Annotated in this window: 9 protein-coding genes; 4 read left to right on the top strand and 5 right to left on the bottom strand. The window is 46.8% G+C overall.

The window, feature by feature from the left end:
• Nucleotides 1-233 precede the first annotated feature (233 nt).
• Both B9N89_RS00220 and B9N89_RS00225 read right to left on the bottom strand, forming a co-directional pair.
• Nucleotides 234-857: a RibD family protein gene (locus tag B9N89_RS00220; protein ID WP_132314812.1), complete on the bottom strand. Its 624-nt coding sequence runs from the start codon at nt 855-857 to the stop codon at nt 234-236.
• Nucleotides 858-938: 81 nt separating this feature from the next.
• Nucleotides 939-1,418, bottom strand: coding sequence for a CarD family transcriptional regulator (locus B9N89_RS00225; protein ID WP_132314811.1), 480 nt, complete (start codon nt 1,416-1,418; stop codon nt 939-941).
• A 381-nt stretch (nt 1,419-1,799) separates the two neighbouring features.
• On the opposite strand from B9N89_RS00225, the gene rpsO reads away from it, so the two are divergent.
• From rpsO to B9N89_RS00240, 3 genes are all read left to right on the top strand, one after another.
• On the top strand, nt 1,800-2,069 hold the full coding sequence (gene rpsO / locus B9N89_RS00230; protein WP_132314810.1) for a 30S ribosomal protein S15: 270 nt from the start codon (nt 1,800-1,802) through the stop codon (nt 2,067-2,069).
• Nucleotides 2,070-2,180: 111 nt separating this feature from the next.
• On the top strand, nt 2,181-4,265 hold the full coding sequence (gene pnp, locus B9N89_RS00235) for a polyribonucleotide nucleotidyltransferase (RefSeq protein WP_132314809.1): 2,085 nt from the start codon (nt 2,181-2,183) through the stop codon (nt 4,263-4,265).
• A 15-nt stretch (nt 4,266-4,280) separates the two neighbouring features.
• Nucleotides 4,281-4,709 carry a dUTP diphosphatase gene (locus B9N89_RS00240; RefSeq protein WP_132314808.1) on the top strand — a complete coding sequence of 143 codons (429 nt, stop codon included), beginning with the start codon at nt 4,281-4,283 and terminating at the stop codon, nt 4,707-4,709.
• A 20-nt stretch (nt 4,710-4,729) separates the two neighbouring features.
• Here the strand turns inward: B9N89_RS00240 and B9N89_RS00245 are convergent, their stop codons facing one another.
• Both B9N89_RS00245 and B9N89_RS00250 read right to left on the bottom strand, forming a co-directional pair.
• Nucleotides 4,730-6,478 (bottom strand): tetratricopeptide repeat protein, encoded by a 1,749-nt coding sequence (locus tag B9N89_RS00245; RefSeq protein ID WP_132314807.1) that lies wholly within the window; start codon nt 6,476-6,478, stop codon nt 4,730-4,732.
• A 32-nt stretch (nt 6,479-6,510) separates the two neighbouring features.
• On the bottom strand, nt 6,511-8,982 hold the full coding sequence (locus B9N89_RS00250) for a S41 family peptidase (protein ID WP_159455044.1): 2,472 nt from the start codon (nt 8,980-8,982) through the stop codon (nt 6,511-6,513).
• 254 nt (nt 8,983-9,236) lie between these two features.
• On the opposite strand from B9N89_RS00250, the gene B9N89_RS00255 reads away from it, so the two are divergent.
• A complete protein-coding gene (locus B9N89_RS00255) occupies nt 9,237-10,802 on the top strand; it encodes a tetratricopeptide repeat protein (RefSeq protein WP_132314805.1) in 1,566 nt (521 codons plus the stop codon).
• A 13-nt stretch (nt 10,803-10,815) separates the two neighbouring features.
• Here the strand turns inward: B9N89_RS00255 and B9N89_RS00260 are convergent, their stop codons facing one another.
• The gene (locus tag B9N89_RS00260) at nt 10,816-11,988 is read right to left on the bottom strand and encodes an exo-beta-N-acetylmuramidase NamZ family protein (RefSeq protein WP_159455045.1); all 1,173 of its coding nucleotides are present in this window, start codon (nt 11,986-11,988) and stop codon (nt 10,816-10,818) included.
• Nucleotides 11,989-12,000: the final 12 nt, after the last annotated feature.

The following is a 12,000-nucleotide window of genomic DNA, read 5'->3' on the forward strand; positions in this document are numbered from 1 at the left end:
TGGTATCCGCAGAATCCATCGCTGGCTTCACATGCCAAGCTGTCAAATCTAAGAAGTTCCGGGGCTGACTGCGCACAGATTCGTCGAGGCTGGAGGCAAAGGAACTAACTCACCGTAACACTTATTCCTTGGCATTATCTTCGTCGCGCCCTCGTCACTGTACCTTGGTACTATCTCCTTAGCTGCTCATTGATACCTTGCCAAATAATCATGCTATGGTGTGCAATGGCCCTTTATTTTTGGACTGCATATCTTAAGAATACAAAATTTTCGATTACTTGAGAAGTGAGCAGCCTCAAGGTGACACCATCATGAAGCTGAGGTTCTACCAGAAATGGAGTTCCCTCCTGGCCCACAATCTTAGGAGCTAGAGTTAAAACTAGTTCATCAACGAGCTTCTCGTTGTAGAACCAACGGTTGATAACCCCGCCTCCGAAGAGAAGAGTTCGCTGACAGCCATCAGCCTTTGCCTGCTGATAGGCAAATTGCGCTGGGTCCCCTTTGATCATACGGAGTTCGACCTCAGGGTCGTGGATAGGAATTTTTTTAGGGGATAACAAAACCCGCTTGATATCATGCTGCTGCCAGAACTGGTAGCTTTCTGGCATGGGACTTGTCGTAAAAATATACCAGGTTGGAGGCAAACCTTGACGCCCTGGATGGTGCAAACATTCGCCGTTAGCTCGAATTGATGAAGCCCCAACGATAATGGCATCAGCCTGGGAAATTTCCTGCCTAAGGTGGCTCTGATCAGCATCTGAAGAGAGGCCACCCTCTTGGCGAGCCATATCACCTTCGATCGACTGATTTCCAATGCGACCATCAATGCTGGCAGCCATAACATTCGTTAGGATCATATTTTCACCATAAAAAAAGAAAGCTCTTGGCTTTCTTTTTTTTCTGTTCTCGACCTTAGACTCTCAGACAGCACCTCAAGGTTAGCTGACTTTGGTCTCATCGATCAAGCCTGAGATCTCATCATCACTGACAGACCGAGCCGCAGCGATTTCAGATACGAGGCGGGCCTTAGCCTTCTCCATCATTTCCTTCTCGCCAAAAGATAGCTCTTTGCCATCAGTTTTATTCTTGAGATCTCGGTAAACCTCCGCAATCTCAAAAATCGAACCTGAATTGATCTTCTCGTTAAATTCTTTCTTGCGTCGATTCCAAACCATGGAGTATGACTTCGCCGGGCTTGAAATAATTTCGAATATCTTGTTTATCTCAAGTTCGGAAACGAGGCTACGAACGATTTGTTGCGAAGACTGCTTCGGAAAGCGAACCTTCAAACCCGTCGAAATTATTTTTAGAATGTAGTAGTCCTGCTGGTGTCCACCAAGCTCTAGGATTTCGGTGCCTTGGATCTCTCCTACACCGTGAGTCTTATGAACCACTTTGTGACCGCATTCAAATACCATTTTAGATCCTCTTTAGAAGTGATGGTGTACTGCGTAGTGTCACTGCTTATCTGGTGTGCCTGAACTGGTATGTCTAACAAGGTGCGTCAGCTATAACCACGCTATCGTGACCTAATAATACTGATTCTTCGATTTTTGTCAATTTTTTAAAAAAAAATTTAGGTATTATATAAAGATAGACTATATTTGAGTCCATTCTCAAGCCTGGATTCATATCAAAAAAACATGGGACATTTAAAGCAGGACTTGCATTGTGAATCAATTTTAGATAGTTTGCCTCCCTGCATTGGACACAAGATTATCCAACAGCAACGAAAATTGCACATAACAACCTGAAACTAAAGCATTATTTCAAATACCTGAGATCAGGAAAGGGTACAAATGGCTCTTGCAAAAGCTAAAACAGCTGAAATCATTGAGAAGTTTGCAACAAAATCAGGAGACACAGCATCTCCTCAAGTTCAAATCGCGCTTTTGACGCACAGACTTCACCAACTGAACGATCACTTCAAAACGCACAAGAAAGATCATCATTCGCGTCTTGGCCTTCTCAAGCTCGTAGGTCGTCGCAGAAGACTTCTTAAATATCTTAGAAACAAAGACAGCGATGCGTACAGGACTCTAATCGGTCAATTAGGTATTCGTAAATAATTATTGTCTCAGATAAAGCGTCTTTATCTCTAGCCGGTATCTTGATACTGTTGGCAAGTGTAAAGGCGTTTTTCTAATTAGGGCAGGATGGCCAGCTTAGACGGAGTAAGTATGTCGGTAGTTAAAGAAGTCGTTGTCGGTGACAAGACCATTAAGTTTGAGTTTAATAAATTTGCCAAACAAGCCAACGGTTCGGTTATGGTCAGCTGCGGCGATACCCAGGTTCTCGTTACGGTTTGCGCCGCTGATGAGGCCAGAGACGGGCAAGACTTCTTCCCGCTAAGTGTGGATTACATCGAGAAGTTTTATGCGGTTGGCCGCATTCCAGGTGGCTTCATCAAGCGTGAAACCAAGCCCAGCGAACTCGAAACACTCACTTCCAGAGTGATCGATCGCCCGCTGCGACCCAGTTTTCCGAAAGAGTATATGGCGGAAACACAGGTCATCTGTACTGTAATGTCAGCTGACCTTGAGAATCACCCTGCAACACTTGCTCTGATGGGCGCAAGTACTGCTTTGATGATCAGCGACATCCCGTTCAACGGCCCGGTAGCATCGCTCCGCGTTGGTAAAAAAGACGGACAGTTAGTTCTCGATCCTGTCTTTGGAGACGAGGGCGAGATCGATCTCAACATTGCGGCGAATCCTGATGCCGTTCTGATGGTGGAGGCGGCAGCCCAGTTCCAGTCAGAAGAAGCTATGCTCGAAGCCATCAACTTTGCACACGAGAGCATGAAGCCGATTTTCGATATGCAAATCGAAGTACAAAAAGAGATCGGCAAACCGAAGCGAGAGGTGATTCCTGCTGAATCGGACGACAGCATCTACCAGGAAGTTTCTGGTTTTAAAGATAACTTGCTAGAAGCTCTTGCTGTGAAAGAAAAGCAAGCCCGAGGTCGCGCACTTAAGGACTTGAAGAAGAAGCTCAAGGCTGATCTTAATTCCGATGGTGAAGACGGTCGTGATAGCGCTATTTCAGCAGCTTTCGACAAGTTGCTTTACAATACTACACGGTCCATGATTTTGGATGATAAGCGCCGCATCGATGGCCGTTCATTCACTGACATCCGACCAATCGCCTGCGAAACCAGGCTTATCAAACGATCTCATGGATCGGCTCTGTTTACACGAGGCGAAACCCAAGCCCTCGGCGTGGTAACTTTAGGTTCTGGGGAAGACGAGCAACGTCTCGATACCATTCTACAGCCAGACGCATCCAAGCGCTTCCTGCTGCACTACAACTTTCCACCGTACTCCGTTGGCGAAGCCCGCTTCCTAAAGGCGCCAGGAAGACGTGAGATTGGCCACGGCACTCTTGCTGAGAAAGCTCTCACTCCTGTACTACCCAAGAAAGAAGACTTTAATTACACGGTACGATTGGTGTCTGAAGTTTTAGAGTCAAACGGTTCGTCCTCAATGGCAACTGTCTGTGCAGGAACCATGGCGATGCTTGATGCGGGTGTTCCTCTCAAGGCTCCAGTAGCGGGAATTGCAATGGGGCTTGTGAAAGAAGGCGACAAGTACGCTGTCCTATCAGATATTCTTGGTGACGAAGACCACCTCGGTGATATGGACTTTAAAGTTACAGGCACCAAGGATGGAATTACAGCTCTCCAAATGGACATCAAGATCGATGGCCTATCGAAGGAAATCCTTCAAGAAGCACTCGAACAAGCAAAGCAGGGTCGCCAGCATATCCTCGACAAATTGGTTACAGCAATCTCCACTCCTGGTGAGTTGAGTGAGCATGCACCACGCATCTTCCAAGTAAAGATCAAAGAGGACAAGATTCGCGATCTGATCGGCCCAGGTGGTAAAACGATCAAGCGTGTGATCAGCGAAACTGGAGTTAAGATCGACATTGACGACTCTGGCTTGGTAAACATTATTGCTCCAACCAGTGAAAGTGCAGAAAATGCAAAGCAGTATATCCGCACTCTTACCTCCGACCCTGAAGTCGGTGCCATCTACATGGGCACGGTTAAGAAGGTTGTAGACTTTGGAGCATTCGTTGAAATCCGACCTGGGCTCGAAGGCCTTCTTCATATTTCCCAGCTAGACACTAAGCGTGTCCAGAAAGTGGAAGATGTTGTGAAGGAAAAAGAGCAAGTCCTAGTGAAGATCATCGATGTGGATCGTCAGGGTAAGATTAAGCTTAGCCGCAAGGAAGCTCTTGGCCAAAAACCAACAGCCTAGGCGGGAGGTTTTAACATGATCAAGCTTCGCTGCGACGAAAAGTACCAGCCGAAATATATGACAGCCCACAGTGCTGCCTGCGACCTTTATGCGCGAGAGGGGGCCATCATTGAGCCCCAACAAGTCATCCGAGTTCCGGTTGGAGTTTGGATCGACTCAGTGGATTGGAACCAGGTTCCAGAGGACTGCATTCCCGAACTTCAGGTTCGGGCTCGGTCAGGGCTTTCATTCAAAAATAGCATCATGCTAGCTAATGGTGTCGGTACGGTAGATGCCGACTACCCCGATGAGATTGGCGTGCTGCTATATAATGGTGGTCTTCAGTCTTTTGAAGTTACCGAAGGCATGAGAATCGCTCAGATTGCATTAAACCTTGTCCACCGAATTCCTCACTTAGACGTTGGCGGAGTTCGTACTGGCGGGTTTGGTTCGACCAAGGTCTGATTTCGTTTCTCAGATATATTCTAAGTTTTATCGAGGCTCGCCGATTCCAAAGCGCGGGCCACCATTTCTTTTCCTTCTTCAATTTTACCAGCATTCAGATACAAACGACCTAATGCCATAACCAGGCACTGGCGCTCTCCAAAACTGTCTCTCATGGACTCTAGTATATGAATCGGCTCTTCCCACTCTTCGCATTCTAGCGCTGCCTGGGTTAGTTTAAACAAGAGTTTCTCATTGGTCATATCTAGGCATAGTGCCCGGTGAAACCAGTAAAGTGAATCTTCAGCCATTCCTAGCATGCGGTGAACTGTTCCCACACCAGCCAGGGCCTCAGCCTGATTAGGCTTGTAAGCCAAGACTTTCTTAAAGAACATCAAGGCGTCTTCTTCGGTATGAGATCGTAGAGAAACTTTACCTAGCCCCAAATACGCTTCCCAATTGCGATCGTTCAACTGAACTGCAATGTCATAAGCTTCCATAGCCAATTCAACAGCTCCCCACCGAAGGTGAGCGTCACCTTTGATCCGATAGGCTTCACTCTTCTTGATGAAGTCTTGCCCCGCAAGGCTCATCATCAGACTCAAGCCATCAAGGACACTATCCCTATGCCCCAGACTCAGGTTCTGCTCGACCAGAATTCTTTGGGACTCATAGTCAACCTGGACATTTCTCGACTCCATACCGTAACCTTTCATCACCTGTGACATAACATTTAAAAAAAGCTCTCTGTGACTCTTCTGACCTTGATGACGCCTTACCTGGCCCGCTATCTTGCCCGCTTCTCTACCTTGATACTTAAACAGCCCAACAGCCTCCTCAAGAGCTTCGCTGAGCCCCAGATAGGAGCCATCACTTGCAACGATTCCAAAATTTTCTAGATAGTCTGAGTCGCCGCTTGAGCCTAAAATCGGCAGAACATCACAGGCAGCAGCCTCTCTCAGCCAGGGACTCATCCAGCCTTGCACCATACTATCGAGGTCCACAGCGATATCCATTGCTGAACAAAGGTCATGAAAGAACGGCCTTGTGTCTTGGTTTATAAACATCAGTTGACTACCGATGCCCAAGTCGGACGCCAAATACTTCAGCCCGTCCGTATCTTCTTCTGACGCAATCATCAGCTTGATGTGTTTGCATTGAGTCGGTTTGCGGCGCAAGAAGAATCGCAGAGCACGAAGTAAGCTCGCAATTCTTTCTGTGTGGTTTGAATGTGTAAAAAGTAGGGTCGTATTCATATCGAGTTGAACGTAACGCCGAAACTTTGTTCTCAGTCTTGAGTCAAAGCGCAGCTGCTCCGACACCTCAGGATGAGTCACAGAAATCTTCTCTGTCTGAACCCCCTCTGTTAATAAGTACTCTCGGACTCTTTCATTTGTTGCGAAGATGAAATCAGCAGCACGCATGAGCTGCATCGTTGTTCGAAAGTCCTCTGAGGTTTCATCGATAAACGGACAAGAGTCTATGGTTTGCAGTAAGATCAAGGGCTTGTTTAGTTTACATGCCGCACTAAGACTTTGAAATGAAGAACGGTAATGGGGATCGACAACGACGACAATGTCGCAGTGTTTTAGTTGATTAGATAGGCCTCTAAAATACTGCGGCATATCATCGACTGGATCAAAAAGCTTAATCGGATAGTCGAACAGGCTAGCTGGTAGACCCACGTGGTTATTCAGGAGCAGAACCTCTAGTTCAATCTCCTTATATCCTTTAAAGAGTTCTACCAGATGCAGATCCTTGCGGTCTGCCATGACAATCGAGATCTTCACACATCCATCCTTGGACTAGTTCTTAACTATTTTTATCGTCTCTTTGGTATCGCCTTTAGCAAATGATCCCTCTTCAATGGTACCAAGTATTCTTCAGCATCAATGGTCAAGCCAAAGTGGAGATCATTTGAAATCAGTTCTTCAGACACGGAGATAGGAAACCTAACAACGACGTTTTTCCCTGTGCCTAAAGTTTGGATGGTCTCGCTAACTTTTTCTGGAATTTCAACTTGCTTACCCGATAGATTCGCCAGACTAGCCTTGACGTCATGGGCTTCGATATCTGACTCGTTCAGTAATGACACTTCTAAAATTGCTTTTTCACCGGGCTCTAGAATCCCATCTTCGTGACCACCCTGCTCATCAACTAGGGATATATCAAACGAAAGCTGGGGCTTGTGAGACGTTTTCACTAGGACACGAAGCTCTTTTTGCTGCTTCATGACTGGCCAGCCTTCGATGGAGGATCCAAGAAATAGACTGTAGGGAGAAGGATTAGCCGGTAACTCCAAGTCCAAAATCATCTCACCCCGAATAGTTTGTCCTGATTTCAGGGTACCCAGTAGTTGCTCCTGAGTCGGAATCTCTAAGTTTTCGGAGCGTAGGAATACCGAGACGCGATCAACTGCGTGATCTCCTAAGTTAGAAACCTCCCATTCCACAGTGAGGGGACGTCCTTCAAGTACCGAAACTAGAGAGTCACTTTTTAGCTTGGTTACAATTGCTAGAGGTTCTACTACTGGATGTCTCGTATCAACCCAATTTACCCGATGCTTTGTCTGGAGATAACGCTCGACTTCATCCTCACGCACCCGATTTTCTTGGTTAACGTAACCCGATGCGCTAGCAAGCCAGTAGGTGGCTCGCTGTTTTTCTTCAGTCAACGGCACCTCATTCTTGGCAAAAAGCTCATGAAAAACCCCTAAGGCGAGCTGCTTTTCATAATCCCCGGAAATAGATTGACGCTGGTAGAAAAATTTGTAACGAGGTGTCGGAACCTCTTGATAGCCAGCCCCTGAAAGGGTATTTGCCAAAAACCTTTCAGATGCATAGCGTCCAGGCCCAAGCAGATTAAGGTTGCGATCGGCAGCGAAAATAGGCTGCACCCAAACATCCGGCATGATGCCCATGTTTTGAATTGTTTTGCCGCTGGGTGAGTAGTAGCGTGCAATGGTCAGCTTCAGAGCCTGATTCGATGGAAGTTCGAATACCGTTTGGACAGACCCTTTGCCGAACGTTGGTTGGCCAATTACAATCGCACGATTGTTATCCTGAAGAGCCCCAGCAAGGATCTCGCTAGCCGATGCAGTTTCTCCATCGACAAGGATAACCACGGGAAGGTCGAATTCATCCTTATCATCGTATGCAACTTCCACTTCAGGTCTTCGGCCCGAAGTAGACACAATTCGCCCTCGGTGTAGAAATAAATCAGCAGCCTTCACAGCTTGGTCTAAAAGACCTCCAGGATTGCCTCGCAAATCTAGAGTAATTCCTTTGATCCCTTGCTCTCTCGAATAGAAACTAATTGCTTCTTTGATCTCTTCAGAGGTTCTGGAAGAAAAACTATCCACCGTAAGATAAAGAACGGGGTAATCACCCGCTTTTAGCACTTCAGCGTTTATAGAATCTACTTGAATGACTTCCCGCCGGATTTTGATTTTTCTAGGAGCATTTTCTCCGGCACGAAGCAGCGATAAATGGACTTCGGTACCTGGAGCACCGCGCATATGATGGACCAGATTTTGAAGACTGGTTCCAAACGTACTTTTGTCATTGATGAATGTGATCTGATCCCGACCGTTGATACCAGCTTTTTCCGCTGGGCTATGAGGTAGGGGCTTGATAACAGTTAGAACATCGTTTTGAATCCCAACCACGACTCCAAGTCCACCGAAAGAACCTTCCGTGCCTTGCTTAAGTTCACGATACTCTTCCTGATCAAGCAAACCACTGTGTGGATCTAATGAATGCAGGAGAGCATTCAGATAGATAAAAGCTCCGATATTACTGGATTGGCTGGATGCAAACATCTCGTTCTTGGCGAGATCAGACTTGCCAATAAAGGAGGCAAGATGAATGCTATCTTCGAGCAAACGCTGAAAGGTGTAGTCTGATTCGAGAGAAAACTCCGTCACCATCTTACCTATCTGCACTCTTCGATGTCCCTCATCGACATCGCTAACGCTCACCTCACGATAGTGGTTAAGCTCTAATAAAGCACCTTCGATCAAACTCTGATTATCCAATGCTCGATCAGGGTCGACATAATAATTCTGAATGATAGTAAGAATTGAGTCCACCAGTATGGCATTAGCAATGCGATCCTGACTAAAATCGGCATCAGACGGCTGCTTAAGACCTGATAAAGGCTCGGTGCCCAAAGCAGACAGCTTCATCTGCTTGTCGAGCAGATGGTGTTCCAGCACTTTTGTCGATATCAGGGAGACCAAGACTCCGAGAAGGACACCGGTAAGAAGCGTAGCTATTTTGGCAACTAATTTCATTCGCGTTACTCTCCTACGCTGTCTATCGTCCCAAACTGAAAATTTATTAATCGCGTTTGCTATCATTCAGCGAGACAGCGCTAGAGTGCAGCTGCGAAGGCCTTCTGAAGCCCTACCCACTCCTTCATGGCAAGTAGCTAAAAATAATCGATAAAGATATTTTTTTTAATTTTTTCAGATATTTCCTAATGGTATGGCGAGAAATACCGAATAAATAGGGTGAAGGTTGAAATTATTGAGCTTTTGGACAATTCATGACGAGACCACAAAAACGGCCAAAGAAATTACTTGTAAGCAGCAAAGCGGCCAAGCCCCTCGCTCAAGATCCTACGTTCTGCATTCTCTCTATCTTCCTGTTCCTCCTGATAGCATTCGCTTGGACAGCGCAAGCCAGCCCTGTTGATACCTCGATCGAAAGGCTTCGAAGCCTTGAAAAGGACATCTGGACCAGCCACGATCGCGACATTCATGATCTTCAATTCCAAGTGACTCAACTGATTCAGCTCCAACCAGACTCTGCATTTGCACACTATCTGTTAGGGCAGCTGTACATCCGACAATTCGTTAAATCACCCTACGAAATGCATCTACTTCGCCAAGCAGCCGAGCTAGGACAGCAGGCGATAGACCTGAAGCCTGATCGTGATTTCGGCTATGTAGTGGCCAGTCAGGTGCTTGATATGATGGGTTACACAAGCAACGCTAGCAAGCTTATCAATCCAGAGCGGAACACAAAGATTTCGAATACCTGGAGAACCTTATTCCTCCAAGCAAAATTTAATGCCGCGCAAAACAGCTATAAGAAATCCTTGGCCATTCTCAAGGAATCTTTGAGCCGTGAGGACACTCAGTCTGAGATAATTATTCCTCATGCTCTCGCTATCATCGAGTCTAATCTTGAAGGTCGTGAATTACTGAAAGAGCTTCGCGTTTGGAATAATGACTTCAGCAATGAAACAGTCTCTTTGAACCTGGCCATTGCGTTAAGCCAACAAAAAAAATATGAAGAAGCTCATAAGATTTACGGGAAGATGATAAAGACGAATCCCAAGGCCTTAGAGGCTAGGATCAATGACGGGATCATACTCTACCAGCATCTCGATCGACGACAGGATGGCAAGGAGCGCTTAGCCTCGATTCTCGATCATTTTTCCGATCGACTGACCCTAGAACAAAAGGGAATCGTGAAAAGCCACCTCGCTCGAATTTTTCTCAGGAACCGTGATTTCAGCGAAGCCGAGTCTTTGTTTTTATCGATCATTCGTGAGAGTCAGGAACCTCTAGAATGGATCGCACTTAGCCATGCGACTTATAAAGAAAAGAAACTCTATAAAGAGTTTTCTAAGCTGATGCGCAAGGTGAAAGAAGAGCTTCCCGGGTCGGGTCCAATTTATGCCCTCCATGGTGAAGTACTTTCCGAACATTTAAAAAAACACAGTGATGCCATAGATTCTTACGAAGGCGCAATTTTACTCGAACCAAGTCGCAGTGAATTCTACAATGGCCTTGGACTAGCCTACTACAGACAAAAGAATATGGTGAAGGCGTTAAATCTATTCGTCCAGGCAACTCAGGTTGACCCGAATGATGCCACTGCTCGTTATAATGAAGCCTGCGTCTTAGCAATTCTAGGACGCCCCCAAGAGGCGTTGGGGTCCCTTAAAGAAGCCATAACATTAGATCCACGGCTTCAGAACACAGCGCAACAGGATTCCGACTTCAAGAGCATTCGTGACTCAGATCAGTTTCGCGCCCTCATAGGTAGCGGACATAATATCAGTGAGGTCACCAGGCCTCAGCAAACAGCCCAACAACCCTAGCCCTCTTTGTGAGCTAGGCTTGCATATCGCGCTCGTAGAGCAAAATCTTTTGAATCTTTTCGAGATACTGATCAAGCCCAGACCGCCAATGGCCACTCATGGTTCCATCGAAATCTCGGCACCACTGATCAGCATTCAAATGACCCAAGATGAGATTAATCGGCAAATTACTATAGTCGTACTCGTAGGGTGGCTGTGACCACTGAAACTTGTCACCACCGACATCAATAGCAGCTTTTACGAGACTAAGCCCCAATCGAAAGGTATCGATATGAAGCGGGTCCAGAACGTGGATCTGCAAGCCAGAACAAGGAGTGCCAGCCCATTTTTGAGATGTGGGCTGGAAGTCCGCTGGCCGCAAATAAACTCCCCGGCTATCAGCATAAAGTTCCTGCGCCCTCTTGGTGAATGAGTCACGATCCAGAAAAGGAGCGCCAATAAACTGAAACGGTAGCCCTGTGCCACGCCCCTCTGATACGTTGGTGCCCTCAAACATCACCGTCGCAGGATATACGTACAATGACTCTGTCGTAGGAAGATTTGGTGACGTCAAGACCCATCGGAAGGGGTTTTGTTGCCATATGCTATCCGGGCGCCACCCATCCATAGCAATCACCTCCAGATCAGCACCAATGCCCAAGTTGAACAATTGAGCTGCTTCACCAGGTGTGAGACCGTGGCGTAAGGGAATCTCGAATTCTCCCACGAACGACTTCGCGCTCAGATCGAGTACATTTCCTTCAACTTGCACCCCACCCAAGGGATTTGATCGATCCAAAACAACCACCCGCTTACCGTGCTTTTTGGCAGCACGGAGGCAGCCTGCAATCGTATACTTGAAAGTATAGACCCGACAGCCAACGATCTGAATATCGATGACGATGGTATCCAGGCCCGCCAGCATTTCAGCGGTTGGCTCCCTTGTCTCGGAATATAGAGAGTACACTGGCAAGCCATAGGGCCCTGTGCCGTGATTGCTTTCAATCATATTGTCCTGGAGAGTGGCGTGAAAGCCATGCTGTGGTCCGAAAAATGCTACCAAGCGATCACCTAGCATGTCTCGTAACACGTCCCAGGAGGCTTTAAAATCTCTCGTCACAGACGCCTGGTTACAAAGAAGCGCACAACGCCCCCATTGATCTGCAAGCTGAGGTTGGTCTCTCAGCTTTTCTAGTCCAATTTTCAATGAGCGCTCCAT

It is taken from the genome of Pseudobacteriovorax antillogorgiicola, assembly GCF_900177345.1.
Classification (GTDB): Bacteria; Bdellovibrionota_B; Oligoflexia; order Oligoflexales; family Oligoflexaceae; genus Pseudobacteriovorax; species Pseudobacteriovorax antillogorgiicola.